The organism is Aureimonas psammosilenae, assembly GCF_009176975.1.
GTDB classification, from domain to species: domain Bacteria; phylum Pseudomonadota; class Alphaproteobacteria; order Rhizobiales; family Rhizobiaceae; genus Plantimonas; species Plantimonas psammosilenae.
Genome location: NZ_WEZG01000010.1, coordinates 113,533 through 133,422 on the forward strand (window position 1 = coordinate 113,533; position 19,890 = coordinate 133,422).

Below are 19,890 nucleotides of genomic sequence, written 5' to 3' on the forward strand. Positions count from 1 at the left end.
GGGAATCGCTTGGCCTCGGCAAGGTCTTTCCTTACAGGCTCCTTCAAGCATTCCGAGAAGGAAACACGTCATGTCCACCACCGGCCTGCCTTTCGACGACATCCGCGCGCTTCTGGCCCGGATGCCCGGACCGGACAATGCGGCGCGGCACGAGGCGCGCCACCGCCAGGAAAGCCTGACCAAGCCCTCCGGCTCGCTCGGGCGCCTGGAGGAGATCGCCGAATGGCTGGCCGCATGGCAGGGCCGTGCGCCCGCCGTGACACGCCCGCTCGTCGCGATCTTCGCGGGCAATCACGGCGTCGCGCAAAAGGGCGTTTCCGCCTTTCCGCCGGAAGTGACGGCGCAGATGGTGACGAACTTCGCCGCCGGCGGCGCGGCCATCAACCAGATCTGCCTCGCCTATGATCTCGGGCTCAAGGTCTTCGACCTCGCGCTGGAGGTGCCGACCGGCGACATTTCCGAGGAAGCGGCGATGGACGAGCGCGGCTGCGCGGCCACCATGGCCTTCGGCATGGAAGCGCTGATGGGCGAGCCGGATCTTCTTTGCATCGGCGAGATGGGCATCGCGAACACCACGATCGCGGCGGCGGTTTGCGCCGGCATTTTCGGCGGCACGGGCGCGGACTGGGTGGGGCCGGGCACCGGCAAGGACGCCGCCGGCATGGCGCTGAAGGCGGCCGTAGTGGATCAGGCGCTGGAACTCCATGGGGCACACCTGCGCGATCCCCTGGAAGTGCTGCGACGCCTCGGGGGGCGCGAGCTTGCCGCGATGGCGGGCGTCGTTCTAGCCGCGCGTCTTCAGCGCGTGCCCGTCATCGTCGACGGTTTCGTCGCGACCGCCGCCGTGTCCGTTCTTTGGAAGCTGAACCCAAGCGCGCTCGACCACTGCCTTTTCGGCCATGTCTCGGCCGAGCCCGGCCATATGCGGGCGTTGCAGGCGATGGGCAAGGTGCCGCTTCTGGCGCTCGGCATGCGGCTCGGCGAGGGAACGGGCGCGGCGCTCGCGGCCGGCATCGTCAAGGCCGCCGTCGCCTGCCATTCCGGCATGGCGACCTTCGATGCGGCCGGCGTCACCGATCGGGGCTGAGGCTCAGCCCTTGGCGTCTTCCTTCGGCACGCCGTCCTTCGGGAAGGTGATGAAGAAGGTCCAGACCGAGTAAACGAGGATACCGCCGGTGATCCAGGCCCAGAGCTGGTCTCCGTAGAAGAGCTCGACGCCGGTCCAGACGGCGAGCACCACCAGTAGAAGGACGCGCCGCCAAAGGGGGCGGAAAAAGGCTATATTGCGTTCGCTGGGGGTCATCGTCACCGCTTCATGATCGAGGCGACGATGCCCGCATTCTTGCCTGACGGCAAGGCCGGGGCGGCGGGGCGTTTGTCCTCCCGGCGCGGTGCGGCGAGTGCCGGACGGGCGGTTGCCGGGTTCGCCTTGGAAGCCGCGCTCGCCTTCAACTGCCGTTCCGCCTCGCGCCACCAGTCGAGGAAATGGGCGAGCGCGAATTGCAGGCCAAGGCCGCCCGCGATCAGAACAGTGTCGCGCATGATTTCCGGCGGCTCCTCGAACTTCACCACCTGCGCCATCAGGGCGAGGGCCGTGCCGGTGGCGAAAACGGGCAGCGAATGGCGGCCGAGGCGCGTGAAGGGATTGTCGCCCGACACGCGCGACAGCACCGACGAGCGCGGCGCATGAGCGAAGACATAAACGAGTGCCAGAAGGTGCAGAAGGCGCGGCACGGACACATAGGTCTTGTCGAAGCCCGCCAGCATCACCGGCAGGCCAAGCGCGCGGTCCATGCCCCAAAGCTCGAATTCCACGAACAGGAAGGCGAACAGGAGAAAGGCCAGTGCCGCGCCGTAGAGCGTGGACGAGAAGGGAAGCCCTTCCCCGCCTTCCGAGCGCGCCAGGCCGCAGTAAAGGCCGGCCGCGAAGATGAGTTGCCAGGAGAAGGGGTTGAAGAACCAGCCGCCATCGGCCGGGTGGTTCGGCATGTTCAGCCAGAACAGCGCCGAGGCCACCCAGAGCGCGAAGGATGCCAGCATCATCCCGCCGCGTCCGAACCGGTCGCAAAGCGCCAGAAGCGCCGGCAGGGCGAGAAGCAGCACCATGTACATGGGCAGGATGTTGACGAACTTGAGCTGATGGCCGAGCGTCGCCAGACCCATCAGCGTGTCCACCGGCGCGGCTTCCAGCGCGGCCAGATTGTTCTCGCGCAGGAGCCCCCCGTCGCCGAAGGCGAGCGCGCCCCAGGCGAAAAGGCCGATGGCGAAGAGCGTCAGGGTCGCGTGGACGAGGTAGAGAATGCCCGCCCGCCGCCACGCCTTCAGCGTCGCCAGAAGGCGATGGCCTGCAAGAAACGGCTTGGCATAGGCGAAGGCCGAGGCGAAGCCGGCCAGGAACACGAAGAGTTCGGCGGAATCGGAAAAGCCGAAATTCCTCGTCGTGAAGTTCTCCCAGAGATTGCCCGGGACATGGTTCACGAAGATCATGGCGAGGGCGATGCCGCGGAAGAAATCCACGCGGTGATCGCGCCCGAGGGAATGAGTGGATGCTTGCTTCACGGTTGAGGCTTAGGGAGCCCGGCGTGAACCTTGGATGAACATCCCCTTCAAGCGGGGCTCGGCGCCATGCCCGTCTTGTCAGGCGCGACCGCGTTTTGGACTGCCCCTGCCGCATGGCGCCCGGAAATCGCTTCCAGGCGGCGGCGCCAGGATTCGGAGGCGCGGATCACCGGCTCCGGATCGATCTCGAACGGCGTCGACAGGAGCCCTGCGCGGCGCATGGCGTCGCCGAGATCGGGGTCGCCGGTCAGGCTGATGAGAACGGGCGACACGAGAAGCGGCCCGGCGATCGGCAGCATCCAAAGGAAGAGTTCCGGCGAATAGGCGAGCGTCGTCACGGCGAGGATCAGGCCGGCGATCACCATCCACCACGACGCCTTGAAAGCGGCCGATAGCGGCAGCTTGCCGTCGTCGCGGTCGGTGGACGGCCAGCCGCTGTCGAGCCGCAGCAGGATCTCGGCGACAGCCTTCGACTGGAACATCATCATGACCGGCGCGAGGATGCTCGTCATCACGAGTTCCACGAAGGCCCCGGCCAGCACCTGTCCCGGCGAGCCGAAGGCGCGGCGACGCGCGGTCAGGGCCGAGGCCATGGCGATCAGGAACTTCGGCAGAAGGAGAAGAAGGAAGATGCCGAAGAGAAGCAGCAGCGCCTTGCCGGTTTCGGGCGTCGGGAAGACGGGAAACAGCGAGTCGGCGGGGAAATAGTTCGGATCGGCGGCGATGATCGGATCGAGCAGGCTGACGATGATGAACATCAGCCAGATCGGCGAAGCGGCATAGGCCATGATGCCGGTGATCATCGAGATCCGGCTCCAGAGATTGAAGCGCGGGGCGAGCACGAGCTTGCCGTGCTGAAGGTTGCCCTGGCACCAGCGCCGGTCGCGCTTGGCATATTCGATGAGGTTGGAGGGCGCTTCCTCGTAGGAGCCTTCGAGATCGGGATCGACGCGCACGCGCCAGCCGCCGCGCGACAGGAGCGCGGCTTCCACGAAATCGTGGCTGAGGATGTGGCCGCCGAAGGGCGCCTTGCCCGGCAGGCTCGGCATGCCGCAGCAATCGGCGAAGGCCTTGACGCGGATAATGGCGTTGTGGCCCCAGAACGGCCCTTCGCGCCCTTGCAGCGAAGCGATGCCGCGCGAGAAGATCGGCGAATACAGCGCCGCCGAGAACTGCAGCGCGCGGCCGAACGGGGTGCGGCGGCCGATGATGAGCGGCTGGGTCTGGAGAAGGCCGAGATCGCGCTCGGCATCCATGCGCGTCACCATCTCCAGAATGGTCTGGGGCCGCATCAGGCTGTCGGCGTCCAGCACCAGCATATACTCGTATGCGCCGCCGTTCTTGGTCACGAAATCGGCGATGTTGCCGGCCTTGCGGCCCGTGTTCTTCTCACGGTTGCGGTAATAAAGATGCCCCGCGACGTGAAGCTCGGACAAAAGCGTGAAGGTCGAGCGCTTTTCGTGCTCGACATGCTCGGCCTTGGTGGAGTCGGACAGAACGTAGAAGTCGAAATTGTCGAGGCGCCCGACCGAGCGGAGGCCCTCCATCATGGCGGCGACGCGGGCGAAGACCGAGTCGGCATCCTCGTTGTAGATCGGCACCAGAACCGCCGTGCGGCTCATGGTCATGCGGCTCGGCACCGGAACCGAGCGGCGACGCTCCCGGCTCGCCGAGATGATGCCGGACAAAGCGGTGTTGAAGCCCCAGGCAAGCCAGACGCAGCAGATTGTCAGAAGCGAAACCTGCAGAACCTGAAGGCGGCTCGTGCCGCTGGCGGTGACGACGACCGCGAACAGTCCCCCGGCGACCAAAGCCAGGATGACCGCCGTTGCGGCGAAAAGGAAGCGGCGAAAGGCGATCAACGAACGATCATCCGAAGAGAAGGCAGGCAAAACTCGGCACGAGCGGCAACAACCGCGCTGCGGCAGGCTGACGGATCAATGCGGCGAAAGCGCGGGACGCCCGCTTTCACCAACTGAACGAAAGAAAGCGTCGGCGGCCCGCCGGCTTTTCCGGCTTGTCGTCGAGAAGCGCTTGAACCGGCATTTCCAAGGGCGCGGAAGGCATCGGCAAGGCGAGGCTGCGCACGAAATTCACGGCGATCTGCTTGCCCGCAAGGGCGGCGTTCAACACGGTGCGAGCTTGTTTGGGGTCGCGGCGCTCGAACACCATGCGCTCGGCGATCGCCTTCAACAGCACGTCGTCGGAAAGGTCCCGGCGTCCTACGATCTCGCCGGCCGACTGATAAATTCTCGCTGAAGGCATTTCCGGTGCCGACGCTCGCTTTGGATCGGGTTTCAAGGACAGAACAACGGCGCGATGCTTCGCAGCATCGAAGCGCTTGGGCAAGATGGAGGCGTGCGAGGTCATGCGCCCGTCCACTGATAGAGCCACGTCTCGCTCACAATGCGTTGCATCGTGGAAAGTTTCGCGCGCAGTTCCACGGCTGCGTCATTACGCCTCCGCAATTCGATAGACAGCCTCCAACCGCCGTCCGGAAGCCGGTCGAGCGCGGTGTGAACGAGTTCGGCGCCCTCCGGCACGTCGACGATCGGATCGAGGCTCGCGCCGGGCGGCAGGTTGCCGATCGTGCCGCCGGTGAAGTTGATCACGAAGCGGCGCGTGTCGGGCGGTGTCTCGTCGGCCGCATTGCCGCCGACGCCGCCATAGGTGCCGGTCACCTGCGCGAGGCGATAGGGGGTCTCGACATCGAGGCCCCAGCGCATGCGGTAGCGGAACTCGTATTGCGAACCCGCTTCCGGGCGCTTCTCGGGCACCCAGAAAGCCACGATATTGTCGTTGATCTCGGCCTTGGTCGGAATCTCCACGAGCTCGATCATGCCCTGGCCCCAGTCGCCGATCGGCTCGATCAGAAGGGAGGGGCGGATCTCGTAGCGGGACTCCGTGTCCTCGTAATGCGAGAACACGCGGTCGCGCTGAAGGAGGCCGAAGGCCACGGGCGAGGCTTCGCGGAAATAGGACAGCGCCAGCGTTTCGGGGTTGCGCAAGGGGCGCCACAGGCGCTCGCCGTTGCGGCGATGGATGACGAGCCCGTCATTGTCGTGGACTTCGGGCCGGAAATCGTCGCGCTGGCGCCGGTCGTTCTCGCCGAAGGTGAACATGGAGGTGAGGGGCGCGACGCCGAGGCGATCCACCGCGTTGCGGAAAAAGAGCCGGGCCGTGACCTCCATCACCGTCTGGGGACCGGGCGTGATCACGAAGGAATAAGCGCCCGTCAGGCTGGCGCTGTCGAGTTCGGCGAAAAGCCGGATCTCGTTCACGCCGGGCTCCGGCTTGACGATATAGAAGGCCGAGAAGCGCGGAAACTCTTCCGGCGTCTGCGTCGCCGTGTTGATGGCCAGACCCCGCGCCGACAGGCCGTAGCGCGTGCCCATGCCCAGCGCCCGGAAATAGGACGCGCCGAGAAAGGTCACGAGTTCGTCGAAATAATCCGGCCGCTCGAGCGGATAATGAAGGCGGAAGCCGGCGATGCCGGGTAGCACTAGGGACTGGAAGCGCGACGGGTCGAGGGGCGCGCGATATTCGAAATCCGCGCCCGTGAAGGGCTGGAGCTGGAAGCGCTTGCCGTCGCCGATGAAGACGCGCGTCAGGTCGCGCGCCTGGGCGCCGGGATAAAAGGCCTGAAGCTGGAAATTGATCGGATCGGTGCGCCAAAGGGCGTGATCGGGAATGAAGCGAATCGCCCGATGCTCGTCGTAGCTGAGGCCGGTCAGCGTTTCGGGAAGCTGGATCGGCGTTTCCACGAAGGGCTGCTCGGCGCGCCGGCGCATCATGGCCGAAAAAGCTTCGAAGTCGAAATTCTCGACCACCGTGCCGTCGGCACCGGCGGCGGCTCCGGGAACCGCGCCCGGCGGCGGAGGCGGCGATGCCTCCTGGGCAAAACCCGCCCGGCTTCCGGCCATCAAAGCGGCGAGTGCAAGGCCGGACTTCAAGGCTGAGCGTCGGGAAATGGAATTCTGCTTTGTCACGAAACGGTCGGTCCTTCGCAGGTTTGCATCTGCTCACAGGACTTAGCACATGCGAAAGCATGCGCCACCGCCCCTCGGCAGGCTATGCACGCAATAAACTGACTGTCCGATGAACGAGGCGGATTTCCTCGTTCACCATGCCGGAGGCCGGGCAGGAAAGCTCAGCCTTTGACGAAGCGGTACACGCTTTCATGTCGGTAGCGTTCTCCCGGCTGCAGGATCGCGGACGGGAAATGCTCGTGGTTGGGCGCGTCCGGCCAGTTCTGCGGTTCGATGGCGATCGCGCCATGGCGTGCGACGGGCTTGCCGTCCAGCCCGAGGATCGTGCCGTCGAGATAAGCGCCGTCATAGACCTGAAGACCGCTTTCGGTGGTGGCGATCTCCACCGACACGCCGCTCGATTCGCAGAACAATCGCGCCGCGTGGCGCGGCGTCCAGGAGCGTTCGGACGACAGGCAGAAATTATGGTCGAGAAGCGAAGGACCGCGCCCGATCACCCGCCCGTCGCGGAAGTCGAAGGGCGTGCCCTCGACCGGCTCGGCGACGCCGGTGGGGATGAGGTCGGAGCCTACGGGCAGATAGCGGTCGGCTTCCACTTCCAGGCAATGGTCGCGCGTTTCCGCGTGGCCGGAAAGGTTGAAATAAAGGTGCGACGTCATGTTCACGGGGCAGGGGGCCGTGACCTCGCCCTCGTAGACGATCGTCAGCATCTCGTCCTCGGCCGCGAACATGGCCGTCAAGCGCGCGATGCCGGGATAGCCGTCCTCGCCCGCCGGCAGTTCGAGAGCCAGGACGGCATCGGTGGAGGAAACGCTTTCCACCGTCCATGGACGCGACCACGCGCCGGTGGTGCCGCCGTGCAAATGATGCGGCGGCTCGTTGATCGACAGTTGATGCACCTCGCCGCCGATAGGCAGGCGGCCGCGATCGAGGCGGTTGGCGTTGCGCCCGATGGTGGCGCCGAAGAAGGTTCGGTTGGCCGGGCCGTAGAACGCCTTGTCCTGCGCGCCGATCACGAGAGGGAAGGGCACGCCTTCCAGATAAACCGAGCGGATCGATGCGCCGGCCGGCAGGATCTCGACGTTCAGCGCGGAACTCTGAAGGCGAATGCTCGCGCCCATGTCTTGGTGATTCCATTGAAGTGACGAAGCGCAAAGGAAGCGCTCGCACGGCCGAAGTCAATGCAGCCAAGCGCCGCCGGCGCGGTTCGCGGGCGTTTCAGGCAGCCGCTGACACGGCTTCGGGCGCGCGAGCCTCGCCGGCCAAACGGCGTTCGGCGGCATCCGGCGACAAGGGACGGTCGAAGAGATAGCCTTGTCCGAGCCGCCCGCCGGCCGCTTTCGCCAGTTGGCGGTGATGTTCCGTTTCGATGCCTTCCGCGACGACGTCGAGAGCGAGCTTCTCGGCAAGGGCGCACACCATGGTGACGATCGCCTCGTTGCTCTGCCGGTCCGCTCCGCCCCCCAGGAAGGAGCGGTCGATCTTGATCTTGTGGAAGGGGAAGCGGGTCAGATAGCTCAAGGAAGCGTAGCCCGTGCCGAAATCATCCAGCGAGATGCGGCAGCCCAGGGCGTGAAGACGCAGAAGCACCTCGGCGGCGGTGGCGTCGTTCTCGATCAGCGTGCTTTCGGTGATCTCGATCTCCAGCCGTCCATGGGCGATGTCGTGGGTGGCAAGGCACCGGGCGACATGATCCACGAGGGACGGCTCGCAGAGCTGGCGGGCCGAAACGTTTACCGCGACGAAGATATCCTTCGGCCAGGAGGCCGCTTGGCGGCAAGCCTCGTCGATCACCCAAAGCCCGATCGATTCGATCAGCGCGCTGTCTTCGGCCAGGGGAATGAACTCCGCCGGGGGGATCAGTCCGAACTCGCGATGGCGCCAGCGCAGAAGCGCCTCGAAGCCCTGCGTGCGAGTGTTCGCGAGGTCTACGATGGGTTGATAGGCAAGGAAAAGCTCGCCGCGCGCCGCCGCGCCCCGCAGGTCTTCCAAGAGCCTTTGGCGGTGGAGAAGGGCCTGCTTCATGGCCGGCTCGAAGGCGAGCGCCCGCGCCCGTCCGGCGAGCTTGGCGCAGGAAAGGGCGATGTCGGCGTCATCGAGAAGCGAGGCCGACGCCGCCGCGTTCTCGGCCACCTGAAGCCCGAGGCTGACGGTGGCTGCGACCGTGCGGCCCGGGATGGAGAAGGGGCGCGCGGCGACCGCCGACAGAATGGCCCTCGCGGCGACCGAACTTCGCTGCGCGCAATCGCGGCCAAAATGCAGAATGGCGAATTCGTCGCCGCCGGTGCGGGCGATGAGCGTCGCGTCCGGCACCGCCGCTTCCAGCCGCCGGGACAGATCCACCAAAACGCGGTCGCCCGCTTCATGGCCGAGCGTATCGTTCACGGCCTTGAAATGATCCAGGCCTACCAGAACCACCGCCTTGGCTTCCCCTTCCGCCTCGCCCAAAGCCGCGTTGAAGGCGAAGCGGTTGGCAAGACCCGTCATCGCGTCGGTGCGCACCACCCGGTCGAGCCGGCGGTTCTGGCGCGACACGACGAGCAGAAGAATGGCGCCGAACAGGACGAGCGCGAGGGTCGTGGCGCAGATCTGCCCGAGAATGATCTCCAGCTTGCGCTGATTCTCCTGCACCTCGTCGCCGGCTTGCGAATGGGAGCTTGAAGAAAGACGCAGGATGCGCGGCACGAAGGGCCGCAACCGATCGATGGTCGCCGTGATGGCGGCGCTGCTGGCAGGGTTGCCGAGACGATGCGGGTCGATCCGCGCGAGTTCGGCGCCGATCTCCCGGAAAAGGGCGACCCGGTCCGGGTCTCCGGCAATGGCCTGGTCGTGAAAGACGCCGGTCCGATTCTTGAAGATGCCGAAGCGCAGTTCGACCTCGGCCGTATTGTCGCGACGAAGCGCCAGCCCGAGCGCCGCTTCGAACCGCAGGAGTTCGCTCGCGGCCTGGGAAAGATCGAAGGTGACGTTGTAGCGGGAGGCTTCCGTCATGCTTCTTTGATAGCGAACCGCGAGCAACGACGAGACCACCGCCAGAACGGCCAGAATCACCGTGATGCCCAGCAATGCGGGACGAAGGCGGTTCCTGCCGCCGAAAAACACGCCGTTCGCCCCGCCCGTCATGCGACGATGTCGATTTCGGTGAGCTGCCACACGGCGCGGCTGTAATAGGACTGGTGCTTCAGTTCCTGCCGGTCGTCGAAGGGAAAGAGCAGGAAGACCGGGCCCTTGTCGCTGATCGGCATGGCCTGCCCGTTGCGGCGCGTCGCCAGAAGGGCATCGGCCTCGATGAGTTCGGCGACGTCCGTTTCTACCGAATAGTCGTTCAGCGCAACGAGGCGGATGGTCTTGGGCGCGGCGCCGAACGCGCCGAGATAGTTCTTCACCGACACGCCGGAAAATTCGTTCACCCCGTCGTGCCACGGCGTCGCGGTGGAGAACGAGGTTCGGCCCAGGGCGTCGAGATCCGAAAGGCTGCTGGACACGCTGCCGTCCGGGCCGGCCTTCGGGAAGCGCCCGCGAAGCGTGAGGATGGTCTCGTCGGCCAATACCGGACGGGATGACAGGGCGCCGGCCATCGCCGACACCCCCAACCCTATGAGTATCTGTCTTCTGTTGATCATCGGATTTCCCGCCACCGTTCGAGATCGGTTCTATGACCTGATTCTTGCAGCATTCCTTGTCGGCGAAGGGATTCCGACCGACTTTCCCGACTATCGCTAATGCTCTGTGAACCCGTGACTTCCGTCCGGGTCACGACGTCGGCCCGACCGCCCTCAGCCATGAGGTGGATGGATTTGGAATCATTAACGACGACCTGACTTGGTCGGGTTTCATTCGAACCAGCCGGGAAATTTAAGGGAAAACTTTCCCTCTCCTGCGCGAAGACTTGCGTTGAATTTCGCGGAAAGGGGCGAGGCTTGATGGGCGGCGGTGGAAGGAGCGCGGGACGGGCATCGGTTGCATCGCGGTTCCTGCGGGGGCGCTCGGGTGCCTCGGCCATCGAGTTCGCGCTCGTTGCCACGCCGTTTCTGATGCTTCTGATGATGCTGTTCCAGATCTCGCTGTTCTACTTCGCCAAGGAATCGCTCGACGATGCCGTGCGCAGCGCCTCGCGCCAGATCATGGTGGGAAAAGTTCCCGCGAGCACCCAGAGCGCCGAAGCGTTCCGCAACACTCTTCTTTGCCCGAGGCTTCTGTTCGGCCTCGAATGCTCCGCCATCAAGGTGGACGCTTACCGGATCGGGTTGACCTCCGATGCCAAGACCGGGACAGGCATCTACCAGTTCGTCGACAAGACCAAGAAGGCTCTGCGTTCGCCCTCATCGGCGGGGGGCTTCTGCATCGGCGCGGCCAACGACTACGTCTTTCTCGACGTTTCCTATACCTTCACCAACGCCCTGTCGGCCTTGTTCGATCGGTTGACGGGCGGCGGACTGAAGACGATCCGCTCCACCAGCCTTTTCCGCAACGAGCCCTTCGCCACCGGAGGCGCGTCATGCTGACCGAAAGACGGGCAAGCCGGTCGATCGGGGAGGCCAAACGCTTCCTTGCCGACCGCCGGGGAATCGCCGCCCTGGAATTCGTGCTCATCGCGCCGATCATGATCCTGCTTCTAGGCAGTCTGCCGGATGTCGTCGGCGTCGTTTCGGCCGCGAAACAGGCCACCAAGCTCGCGGAAACGATGGGTCAGCTCGTTTCGCAAGCCAAGGTGACGCTGACGGAAAACGACATCAATCAGATCCTCAACGCGGCGCCGCTCGTCGATCCCGACATCCTCTCCTATGCCCGCGCCGCCGATGTCGCGGTCGAGAACGCGGCGAGCATCACCATCACCAGCGTCGCCTTCACGCCGATCGGCAATTCCTGCGCCACGACATGCCAATACGAAGCCGGCGTGGTCTTCAGCCGCACGCTTTCGGGGACAGTGCGGGAATGCGGCAAACTCAGCGCCGGCTCCACCAACAGCCCCACCACCCTTCCGGCCGAGGTGTTCAGCGCCAATTCGATCGTCGTGGTCGATGTCGAAACGCATTTCAAGCCTTTCGCGACCAGCTTCCTCACCGGCGAAGTGTCGTTCAAGCGCTCCTCCTATTTCCGCCCGCGCTACCTCGAAAACGTCACCTCTACAAAGAACTGTCCCGGATATGCGTCCTGATATCCTCGCTCGAATGCTCGCTTTCTTTCGAAATGGCGCGCCGAGGCCGGCACCACGCTGCGGTTTCTTCAAATCCCGCGAGGCCAACGTCGCGGTGATCTTCGCCCTTTCCTTGATGCCCCTCATGGGCGTCACGGGCTTGGCGGTGGATTTCGCGCGGGCGACGCTTCTGCGCAACCGCCTTCAGGTCGCGGCCGATGCGGCGGCGTTGGCGTCCATCGCGGTGAAGTCGCCCGCTGCCTTGGAAGCTCAGAAGATGGCTGGAGACGGCGTGGTGGCGGCCGGGGAGGCCGACGGGCGGCAAATCTTCTATTCCAACCTGAACGCCGCCGACCGGGCCGCGGTGACCAGCGTGACCGTGAAAGTGGAGAAGGTCGGCAATCGACTGCGCTCCGAGGTTAATTTCGGCGTGGATTCGCAAACCTCGCTGTTGGCGATTTTCGGACAGAATTCGAGTTCCATGAAGGGGCGGTCCGCCGGCGAGTACATGCTCGCGCAGTTCGTGGACTTCCATATCCTCATCGACAACACGCCTTCCATGGGCGTCGGTGCGACGGCCGCCGACATAGCGATCCTCGAAGCCAAGACGGGTTGCGCCTTTGCGTGCCACGATCTCAGCAATGCGAACAACGCCTACAAGAAGGCCAAGTCATTCGGTGCGAACATGCGCATCGACGTGGTGCGGATGGCGGTGAAGAAGCTGACCGAAACGGCAGGCGACAACATGGAGGTCGACAACCAGTTCCGGATGGGCGTCTATACTTTCGGCGACACGGCGCTGACGATGGGCCTGAAAACCATCATTTCGCCGACCTCGGACATGAAGAAGGTGCGCGACGAAGCCAATGCCGTCGATCTGATGAGCATTCCCTTCAACGGCTTCAACAACGACCAGACCACGGACTTCTACTCCACGCTCGATAAGATGGAGGGGAAGCTGACCGCCGCCGGTGATGGCAACAGCAGCGAAACGCCGCAGAAAATCCTGTTTCTCGTGTCGGACGGGGTGAACGACGGGTTCGTGCCCTTGACCGGCTGCACCAAGAAGCTGACCGGAACACGATGCCAAGCGCCGATCGATGTCGCGCAATCGATCTGCAAGAAGATCAAGGCCAAGGGCATCAAGATCGCGGCCCTTTATACGACCTATCTGCCGCTCCCTTCCAACGGATGGTACAATGACTGGATCAAGCCGTTCCAGGCCGAACTCGGCGCGAAGATGCAGGAATGCGCTTCGCCGGGCCTTTACTACGAAGTGAGCCCCACCGAGGGCATCGACGACGCCATGAACGCGCTTTTCAAGAAGTCGCTGCGCACGGTGCAGCTTTCCTCCTGAGGGTGGGAGGCTATCCGAAAAGTCCGCAAGCTCGATGCGGCGGCGTTTGTTCCGCCGCCGCATCGTCACCGGTCGGATCGTCGGCACGCCGAGGGATTGCGGCGCTGAGCTCGGCGCGAGAAGGAAGCGATGCCGCCCTATCGCGACCGAAGAGCAACGCCGGCCGGGACTTGAAAGCGCCTCGCCTCGACGCGGCCCCGGATTTCGGAAAGTCGATTAAACTCGATTTAATGGCCGTGGATTAACCTCGTGAAAACAACGGGTTCTCCTCAGGCGCGATTTTCATGATGAAGCCCAAGAGCTTGATGAGCGGCATTCTGATCGCCGCTTCCGTCGCCGTGATCTTCTCGTTCGCGGCCTTCTCGAGCTACATGCTCAGCTTGCAACGCCATTCGATGGCGCAATCCATCGAGGGCAATATCGCGAAGGCCGGGCAACAGGCGGCGCAGAGCATCGCGAGTTGGATCGAAGGGCGCGTGCTGCTCGTGACGATGGGGAGCCATCTTCTGACGGATGCGCAGGACGATGCAGCCGTATGGCGCACTCTCGACAACAAGGTTCTGAAATCGAACTTCGAGGACAGCTACTACGGGCTCGATCAGGACGGGAAGATGTTCGACGGTAACCGCGGCGAACTGCCCAGCGGCTACGATCCGCGCAAGCGCCCTTGGTATGCCGCCGCCACACAAGCGGGCAAGCTCGCTCTGACCGAACCCTATGCCGATGCCGTCACGCAGAAGACGATCGTTTCGGCCGTTATCCCGGTCAGGAACGGCGACAAGCTGCTGGGCGTCTTCGGCAGCGACTTCACGCTCGACACCCTGCAGTCGATGATCGGCGGGATCGACGTCGGTGCGAAGGGACAGGTCTTCCTGATCAGCAAGGACGGCAAGATCCTGGTTCACAAGAATCCCGCGCTTGTCATGAAGACGCTCGCCGACGCCTTTCCCATCGAGACCCCGACGATCCAATCTGGCCTGATGACCACGCAGGTGGATGGCGTCTCCAAGCTGGTGAGCTTCGTTCCGGTTGCCGGCTTGCCGTCCGTGGACTGGTCTCTCGGCTTCGTGGTGGATGTCGATACCGCTTATGCCTCCATCGGCCAGATGCAGATGATCGCCATCCTCGCCACCGTGCTGGCGGTCGTGGCGATGATCGGACTTCTCGCCATGTGCCTGAGCCGCCTGGTGATCCGCCCTGTCACCGCCATGACAGCGGCGATGGGCAGGCTCGCCGCCGGGGATTTCGACGTGACCGTTCCGGGCGAAAACCGCCGTGACCAGATCGGCGCCATGGCCAAAGCCGTGCTCGTGTTCCGAAACGCCGCACGCGAGAAGCGGCGGCTGGAGGCCGAAGCGGAGGAAAGCCGGCAGGCGCAGGCTTCCACTCGCGAGCGGCAAACGGCGATCGACAATGCCAAGGCCGAGGAACTTCGCGTTTTCGTGCATGCGGTGGAGGAAAGCTTCGAGCGTCTCGCCGTCGGCGATCTCACGGTGCGCATGGACGGTGCGGTGGCGGCGGCCTTCGAGCCGATCCGGCAGCGCTTCAACGCTTCCGTCGAGGCGCTGGAGGACGCGATCGGCTCCGTGACCGGCTCGATCGGCTCCATTCGCAGCGGCCTCGGCGAGATCGCCACCGCTTCGGGCGACCTCGCGCAACGCACCGAGCAGCAAGCTGCGAATCTCGAAGAAACGGTGGCGGCTTTGTCGGAAGTCGCGCGCGGCGTGAACCAGACGGCGGACGGCGCGGGAGCCGCGCAGGGCGCTGCCAGCACGGCGCAGGCGAACGCCGAAAAGGGTGGCCGGATCGTCGCTCAAGCCATCTCCGCCATGAGCGAGATCGAGCGCTCCTCGGCCGAGATCGGCAAGATCATCGGCGTGATCGACGAAATCGCCTTTCAAACGAATCTTCTCGCCTTGAACGCGGGCGTCGAAGCCGCGCGGGCGGGTGAGGCGGGCCGGGGCTTCGCGGTGGTGGCGCAGGAAGTGCGGGGCCTCGCCCAGCGCTCGGCGGAAGCGGCCAAAGAGATCAAGGCGCTGATCCAGATGTCGGCCGCGCAGGTCGGTCAAGGCGTTTCCCTGGTATCGGCGTCCGGCCAGAGCCTTCAGGAAATCGTCGTTCAGGTCGCGGACATGGCGCGTATTGTGGAGGAGATCGCACGGGCGGCGAAGAACCAGGCGGGCTCGCTGCGAGAAGTGTCCGGCGCCGCCGACCAGATGGACAAGGTCACGCAGCAGAATGCGGCCATGGTGGAGGAAACGACCGCCGCCGCTCAGTCGCTTGCCGCCGAAACGCAGGAACTGGCGTCGCTTGCCGGCCGGTTCCAGGTTCGCGGGGCAAATTCGGCCGACAGGTCTGCATCCGCAACCCGTCGCCCCATCCCGCCCCTCACCGGGACGAGCGCCGCGCCCCGCGCCGCAGTGCCGCAACTGAAGCACATGGGGAGGGGAGGGGCCGCCCCGCAGTCTCGCACGGACGATTGGGAAGAATTTTGAAGCGTTTGCCGAGCAGTTCATGTCGTAACCGGCGGCTTTAAGGAAGTCGCGCCATTCATCCGGAAGGAAGAGCGGGATCGGCGTTCCAACGGTTTGCCGGAGCGCGTCGATCGTTGGTTCGGCTCTACCCTCCAATCGACGCTACCCGACGCGAAAACGCTCTTAATGAAGATGCTTCGGCCGGCTGTCGATGATGTCGAGCGCCACGGTGCAGGCGTCGAGAAAGGCCTGCCGGTCGAGTTCGGGATGTACGGCCTTGAACCGTGAAACGAGCTCTTCCGCATCGTTTCCCTCGATCTCGTCGACGAGGCGCAGCACGGTGATGATCGGGTCTTCGCGGTCCAACGCTCGGTCTCTCCTTCGCGTGTGACTTGGCGTCCTTGGCGCGCAAAGAAATGGCCGTCGTGCGATCACCGCTTCGAAGGTGTATCTCTCACCGCCGACAAGGCCGGAATCGACGCCCGTCAAGGCTGGCTATTTTCGTCAACCCACGAAAAACGGTTGCAAAATCCTCGGCGACCCCACCTTCCCTCGGGCATCACATTCGACGGTTCGCGAAGGACAAGGGCGGTTCGCCCCCGTTCCACGCCGCGCCGGTTCGTTCTTGAAGAGGAAGCACCCCGTGAAGAAAATCCTGGCCGTCGCCCTGGCCCTCGCCTCCCTGACCGGAACGGCGTCGGCAGGAAGCCTGAAGGACGTCGAAAGCGCCAAGAAGCTGCGCATCGGCACGGAGGGCACCTATGCGCCCTTCACCTTCCACGACGCTTCCGGCGAACTCGTCGGCTTCGACGTGGAGATCGGCCGCGCGGTCGCCAAGCGCCTTGGCGTCGAGCCGGTCTTCGTTGAAGGCAAGTGGGACGGGCTGATCGCGGGCCTTGGCGCGGACCGCTACGACGCCGTGATCAACCAGGTCGGCATCACCGAGGAGCGCAAGGCCCGCTTTGATTTCTCCGACCCCTACATCGTCTCGAAGGCCGTCCTGATCGTCAAGCAAGGCAATACCGACATCAAGTCCTTCGCCGACCTCAAGGGCAAGAAGTCGGCGCAGTCGCTGACCTCCAATTTCGGCAAGATCGCCGAAAAGGCGGGCGCTGAACTCGTGGGCACGGACGGTTTCGACCAGTCGATCCAGCTCGTCCTGACGGGCCGGGCGGATGCGACGGTCAACGACAGCCTGTCCTTCCTCGACTTCAAGAAGCAGAAGCCGAATGCGCCCGTCGCGATCGCGGCGAGCGAAGACGAGGCTTCCGCCTCCGCCATCATCGTTCAAAAGGACAATCCGGAACTGGTGGCCGCGATCAACAAGGCTCTGGCCGAGATCAAGGCCGACGGTACCTATCAAACGATCTCGCAGAAATATTTCGGCGCCGACGTTTCGAAGTAAGCAGCAACGGGCGGCCCGGCTGCCCGACCATTGAAGAAGCGGGGGACAGGGGCATGTTTCCTTGTCCCCGCGACCGGAACGGACCGACGTGCACCCCAGTCTGCAACTGATGCTCGATTCGCTCTGGCCGCTCGTACGGGCCGGGCTCGTCTTCACCATCCCGCTCGCCCTTCTGTCCTTCGCCTTCGGCCTCGCGCTCGGATTCGCGACCGCCGTGGCGCGGCTCTTCGCGCCCGCCCCGATCGCGGCGGTGGCGCGTTTCTATGTCTGGTTCATCCGCGGCACGCCGCTTCTCGTGCAGCTTTTCGTGATCTTCTACGGGCTGCCGAGCGTCGGCATCCTGATCGACGCCTTTCCGGCAGCCCTGATCGGCTTTTCGCTGAGCGTCGGCGCTTATACGTCCGAAATCATCCGCGCGGCCCTGTCCTCGATCCCGAAGGGTCAGTGGGAAGCGGCCTTTTCCATCGGCATGACGAGGCGGCAGGCCATGGCGCGCACGATCGTGCCGCAGGCCGTGCGCGTCGCCCTGCCGCCCCTCGGCAACTCCTTCATCTCGCTCGTGAAGGACACCTCGCTCGCCGCCGCGATCACCGTGCCGGAACTCTTCCAGCAGGCCCAGCGCGTGGTGGCCGTGACCTACGAGCCGCTGGTGCTTTATATCGAGGCCGCGCTACTCTACCTCGTCTTTTCGTCCGTGCTTTCCGCGTTGCAGGCCCGGCTGGAGCGCCGCTTCGCCACCTATGGCGGTTATCTGGAGGGCCGCCCGTGATCCGTCTGTCCGGAATCGAGAAGAGCTTCGGGGCGAACCGCATTTTCGCCGGCGTCGATCTCATTGTGGCGCCGGGGCGCGTCACGGCGCTGATCGGGCCCTCCGGCAGCGGCAAGAGCACGCTGCTTCGATGCGTGAACCTTCTGGAGATTCCGGAGGCCGGCCGGCTCGAGATCGACCAGCTTTCGGTCCAGTTTGACGGAAAACGCCGCCTTCCGCCCGCCGACATCCTCGCCGTTCGCCGCTCCACCGGAATGGTGTTCCAGAACTTTCAGCTTTTTCCTCACCGCCGCGCGATCGAGAACGTCACGGAAGGGCTCACCACGGTCCTGAAATGGCCGGCGGACCGGGCGCGGGCGCGCGGAATGGAGCTTCTGGAAAGCGTCGGCATGGTGGGGAAGGCGGATGCCTATCCCGCCACCTTGTCGGGCGGTCAGCAACAGCGTGTCGCCATCGCCCGGGCGCTCGCCGCCTCGCCCAAGGTGCTCTTGTGCGACGAGCCGACCTCGGCGCTCGACCCCGAACTCGCGGCGGAAGTGGTGGAGGTTCTGGGACGCCTCGCTTCCGGCGGCACCACGATGCTGATGGCGACGCACGACCTGCGCCTGGCCGGGCGGATTGCGCACCACGTCGCCTTTCTGCAAGGCGGCGAGGTGGTCGAGGCCGGCCCCCCGCAGGAGGTGCTGCGCGCCCCCAAGGACGAGCGCACGGCGCGCTTCGTGCGCACCCTGACCGTGACGGCGGCAGGATTTTAAGAAGAGCTTTCTCGTGCGGCCAAGGTTTTCCGGGGGAACGCAAGCTCTGCCAGATGCGCTTCCTTGTCTTTGGAGAGCCTTTGATGACCGCAACCGAGAACCCGAACCACAAGATGCCGCCAGGCAAACCGCTCGACCCCGAAACCGCCGTGCCGGAAGGCGGCGGCTGGGACGCACCGTCCGAAGGCAAACGAGAGGGGGAGGGAAAGAAGGACGCCGAAGACCCGAATTTTTCCAAAGACGGCCGGACGGGACGGTAGCCTTCCCGAAAAACGAGCGACCCAAAAGGTGGATGGAAGCCTTTGTGCCTCCGCCTTTGGTAGCGTCTTTGGCAGGCGCCCCATAATGTCTTGCGGCAAGGCGCATGTTCATCGGCCGCGCAAGGGCCGACGAAACAACATTCAATCCCCACTCGGGGCATGACAACACTAGCGATGCTTAGCTGGAAAGTGGTGCCCAGGGACGGCACCACATATTCCATTCATGGTGTTGTTGTTCATTAATATTTTGAGACGCAACAAAGGAGGATACCAGCAATCCTACCAAAAAGTATGTTGGATGTTGTGGTTCGACGCCGAACGTTTTCGCACAAACTCAGCTTTCGTTAAGCGTTGCACCACACTACGGGACGGTAGTCGCTGGCAGGAATATCGTCGTGCTGTCTGCCACCCCTGGTCGTATCCGTTCTCTATAGGCTCCCCAAGGAGCCAGTCCGAGCAACAATTTTGCCAGGCGATGCGAAGGCGGCACATCGGTGCCTTCAGCACGGGTCAGTGCATCCGCGATATCAACGCCGACGTAGCGCACGGTGCTCTCAATCTTTAGTGTGGCAAGTAGCATCTGGACGGCTCTCAGGTTGCCGGTCGCCTTTTAGATAATCGACGCCATTGTCCGCCGGAGCGAATGAGTGCCGTAGTCCTCTTTCCGAAGGCCGATCGCTGTCACCCACTCATCAACGAGGCGGGCATACTGCCGCATGCTGATGTGCATCGCGTGATCGATGCGGCTCGGAAAGGCGTAGTCATCAACCGTGCCACCGCGACGCTTCAGCCAAGCAAGAAGGCTCGCCCGCGCTGCCTCCATAAGCTCGAAATGCACCGGCCTTTTCGTTTTGTGCTGCACCACTATCGCTCGGGCACGGATGCGCCCGCCCGATACCAGGTCGCCAATCTTGACCTTCACCACGTCGCAGCCTCTCAGCTTGCTGTTAATGAGCAGATCGAAGAGGGCTTGGTCTCGCAGACGACCCTTATAGTCGAGTCAGAACCGAATGGCCCAGACCTGCTGGGGCTTGAGCGCCCGCTTGGCGCCGACGGTGCGGCCGGCATTCCATGCCCTGCGTGTTCCCGTCGCCGGGTCGAAATGTGAGTGTCCCATTGTCGTTCGCCCACGGCCAGGACGGCTGAGGGCGAGAGCGCCGCCTAAAGAACAAGGCCGGAGGAACG

At 64.3% G+C, this 19,890-nt stretch carries 18 protein-coding genes and 1 pseudogene; 9 read left to right on the forward strand and 10 right to left on the reverse strand.

All coding sequences use genetic code 11. The features are described 5' to 3' along the window. Nucleotides 1-70: 70 nt before the first annotated feature. On the forward strand, nucleotides 71-1,087 hold the full coding sequence (cobT, locus tag F9929_RS17070; protein WP_152047764.1) for a nicotinate-nucleotide--dimethylbenzimidazole phosphoribosyltransferase: 1,017 nt from the start codon (nucleotides 71-73) through the stop codon (nucleotides 1,085-1,087). Nucleotides 1,088-1,090: 3 nt separating this feature from the next. Here cobT and F9929_RS17075 read toward each other — a convergent pair whose 3' ends face one another. The 8 genes from F9929_RS17075 to F9929_RS17110 form a co-directional block, all read right to left on the reverse strand. Next, the gene (locus F9929_RS17075; protein WP_152047765.1) at nucleotides 1,091-1,303 is read right to left on the reverse strand and encodes a DUF3329 domain-containing protein; all 213 of its coding nucleotides are present in this window, start codon (nucleotides 1,301-1,303) and stop codon (nucleotides 1,091-1,093) included. Nucleotides 1,304-1,305: 2 nt separating this feature from the next. Continuing rightward, the gene (locus F9929_RS17080; protein WP_152047766.1) at nucleotides 1,306-2,517 is read right to left on the reverse strand and encodes an OpgC family protein; all 1,212 of its coding nucleotides are present in this window, start codon (nucleotides 2,515-2,517) and stop codon (nucleotides 1,306-1,308) included. Between the two features lie 89 nt (nucleotides 2,518-2,606). Further along, a complete protein-coding gene (gene mdoH / locus F9929_RS17085; RefSeq protein WP_152047767.1) occupies nucleotides 2,607-4,421 on the reverse strand; it encodes a glucans biosynthesis glucosyltransferase MdoH in 1,815 nt (604 codons plus the stop codon). 106 nt (nucleotides 4,422-4,527) lie between these two features. Further along, the gene (locus F9929_RS17090) at nucleotides 4,528-4,929 is read right to left on the reverse strand and encodes a hypothetical protein (protein ID WP_152047768.1); all 402 of its coding nucleotides are present in this window, start codon (nucleotides 4,927-4,929) and stop codon (nucleotides 4,528-4,530) included. After that, nucleotides 4,926-6,512 (reverse strand): glucan biosynthesis protein, encoded by a 1,587-nt coding sequence (locus tag F9929_RS17095; protein WP_235919374.1) that lies wholly within the window; start codon nucleotides 6,510-6,512, stop codon nucleotides 4,926-4,928. Before F9929_RS17095 ends, F9929_RS17090 begins: the two co-directional genes overlap by 4 nt. A 197-nt stretch (nucleotides 6,513-6,709) precedes the next feature. Further along, nucleotides 6,710-7,669, reverse strand: coding sequence for an aldose epimerase family protein (locus F9929_RS17100; protein ID WP_152047769.1), 960 nt, complete (start codon nucleotides 7,667-7,669; stop codon nucleotides 6,710-6,712). A gap of 97 nt (nucleotides 7,670-7,766) precedes the next feature. After that, nucleotides 7,767-9,671 carry a putative bifunctional diguanylate cyclase/phosphodiesterase gene (locus F9929_RS17105; protein WP_152047770.1) on the reverse strand — a complete coding sequence of 635 codons (1,905 nt, stop codon included), beginning with the start codon at nucleotides 9,669-9,671 and terminating at the stop codon, nucleotides 7,767-7,769. Continuing rightward, entirely contained in the window at nucleotides 9,668-10,126 is a 459-nt protein-coding gene (locus tag F9929_RS17110) for a hypothetical protein (RefSeq protein WP_152047771.1), read from the reverse strand. Before F9929_RS17110 ends, F9929_RS17105 begins: the two co-directional genes overlap by 4 nt. Before the next feature lie 345 nt (nucleotides 10,127-10,471). On the opposite strand from F9929_RS17110, the gene F9929_RS17115 reads away from it, so the two are divergent. The 4 genes from F9929_RS17115 to F9929_RS17130 all read left to right on the forward strand — a co-directional run bounded on the left by F9929_RS17115 (nucleotide 10,472) and on the right by F9929_RS17130 (nucleotide 15,537). Beyond that, nucleotides 10,472-11,053: a TadE/TadG family type IV pilus assembly protein gene (locus tag F9929_RS17115; RefSeq protein ID WP_152047772.1), complete on the forward strand. Its 582-nt coding sequence runs from the start codon at nucleotides 10,472-10,474 to the stop codon at nucleotides 11,051-11,053. Next, entirely contained in the window at nucleotides 11,047-11,706 is a 660-nt protein-coding gene (locus F9929_RS17120) for a TadE/TadG family type IV pilus assembly protein (protein WP_152047773.1), read from the forward strand. The genes F9929_RS17115 and F9929_RS17120 overlap by 7 nt, the downstream gene beginning before the upstream one ends. Nucleotides 11,707-11,719: 13 nt before the next feature. Beyond that, nucleotides 11,720-13,042 carry a pilus assembly protein gene (locus tag F9929_RS17125; protein WP_152047774.1) on the forward strand — a complete coding sequence of 441 codons (1,323 nt, stop codon included), beginning with the start codon at nucleotides 11,720-11,722 and terminating at the stop codon, nucleotides 13,040-13,042. A 284-nt stretch (nucleotides 13,043-13,326) separates the two neighbouring features. Then, on the forward strand, nucleotides 13,327-15,537 hold the full coding sequence (locus tag F9929_RS17130; RefSeq protein WP_152047775.1) for a methyl-accepting chemotaxis protein: 2,211 nt from the start codon (nucleotides 13,327-13,329) through the stop codon (nucleotides 15,535-15,537). Nucleotides 15,538-15,699: 162 nt separating this feature from the next. Here the strand turns inward: F9929_RS17130 and F9929_RS17135 are convergent, their stop codons facing one another. Next, nucleotides 15,700-15,882, reverse strand: a complete 183-nt coding sequence (locus F9929_RS17135) for a hypothetical protein (protein ID WP_152047776.1) — start codon at nucleotides 15,880-15,882, stop codon at nucleotides 15,700-15,702. 316 nt (nucleotides 15,883-16,198) lie between these two features. On the opposite strand from F9929_RS17135, the gene F9929_RS17140 reads away from it, so the two are divergent. From F9929_RS17140 to F9929_RS24110, 4 genes are all read left to right on the forward strand, one after another. Continuing rightward, a complete protein-coding gene (locus F9929_RS17140) occupies nucleotides 16,199-16,921 on the forward strand; it encodes an amino acid ABC transporter substrate-binding protein (RefSeq protein WP_407922249.1) in 723 nt (240 codons plus the stop codon). Between the two features lie 109 nt (nucleotides 16,922-17,030). Continuing rightward, a complete protein-coding gene (locus F9929_RS17145; protein ID WP_407922250.1) occupies nucleotides 17,031-17,690 on the forward strand; it encodes an ABC transporter permease subunit in 660 nt (219 codons plus the stop codon). After that, nucleotides 17,687-18,445 (forward strand): amino acid ABC transporter ATP-binding protein, encoded by a 759-nt coding sequence (locus tag F9929_RS17150; RefSeq protein ID WP_152047779.1) that lies wholly within the window; start codon nucleotides 17,687-17,689, stop codon nucleotides 18,443-18,445. Before F9929_RS17145 ends, F9929_RS17150 begins: the two co-directional genes overlap by 4 nt. Before the next feature lie 83 nt (nucleotides 18,446-18,528). Next, the gene (locus F9929_RS24110; RefSeq protein WP_193227812.1) at nucleotides 18,529-18,705 is read left to right on the forward strand and encodes a hypothetical protein; all 177 of its coding nucleotides are present in this window, start codon (nucleotides 18,529-18,531) and stop codon (nucleotides 18,703-18,705) included. Nucleotides 18,706-19,192: 487 nt separating this feature from the next. Here the strand turns inward: F9929_RS24110 and F9929_RS17155 are convergent. Continuing rightward, nucleotides 19,193-19,822 (reverse strand): annotated as a pseudogene (locus F9929_RS17155) (tyrosine-type recombinase/integrase); the annotation flags it as partial. Nucleotides 19,823-19,890: the final 68 nt, after the last annotated feature.

Coding starts and splice junctions, on each gene's coding strand:
- cobT (WP_152047764.1), top strand. CDS start 71: ATGTCCACCACCGGCCTGCCTTTCGACGACATCCGCGCGCTTCTGGCC.
- F9929_RS17075 (WP_152047765.1), bottom strand. CDS start 1,303: ATGACCCCCAGCGAACGCAATATAGCCTTTTTCCGCCCCCTTTGGCGG.
- F9929_RS17090 (WP_152047768.1), bottom strand. CDS start 4,929: ATGACCTCGCACGCCTCCATCTTGCCCAAGCGCTTCGATGCTGCGAAG.
- F9929_RS17100 (WP_152047769.1), bottom strand. CDS start 7,669: ATGGGCGCGAGCATTCGCCTTCAGAGTTCCGCGCTGAACGTCGAGATC.
- F9929_RS17105 (WP_152047770.1), bottom strand. CDS start 9,671: ATGACGGGCGGGGCGAACGGCGTGTTTTTCGGCGGCAGGAACCGCCTT.
- F9929_RS17110 (WP_152047771.1), bottom strand. CDS start 10,126: ATGGCCGGCGCCCTGTCATCCCGTCCGGTATTGGCCGACGAGACCATC.
- F9929_RS17115 (WP_152047772.1), top strand. CDS start 10,472: ATGGGCGGCGGTGGAAGGAGCGCGGGACGGGCATCGGTTGCATCGCGG.
- F9929_RS17120 (WP_152047773.1), top strand. CDS start 11,047: ATGCTGACCGAAAGACGGGCAAGCCGGTCGATCGGGGAGGCCAAACGC.
- F9929_RS17125 (WP_152047774.1), top strand. CDS start 11,720: ATGCTCGCTTTCTTTCGAAATGGCGCGCCGAGGCCGGCACCACGCTGC.
- F9929_RS17130 (WP_152047775.1), top strand. CDS start 13,327: ATGATGAAGCCCAAGAGCTTGATGAGCGGCATTCTGATCGCCGCTTCC.
- F9929_RS17145 (WP_407922250.1), top strand. CDS start 17,031: ATGCTCGATTCGCTCTGGCCGCTCGTACGGGCCGGGCTCGTCTTCACC.
- F9929_RS24110 (WP_193227812.1), top strand. CDS start 18,529: ATGACCGCAACCGAGAACCCGAACCACAAGATGCCGCCAGGCAAACCG.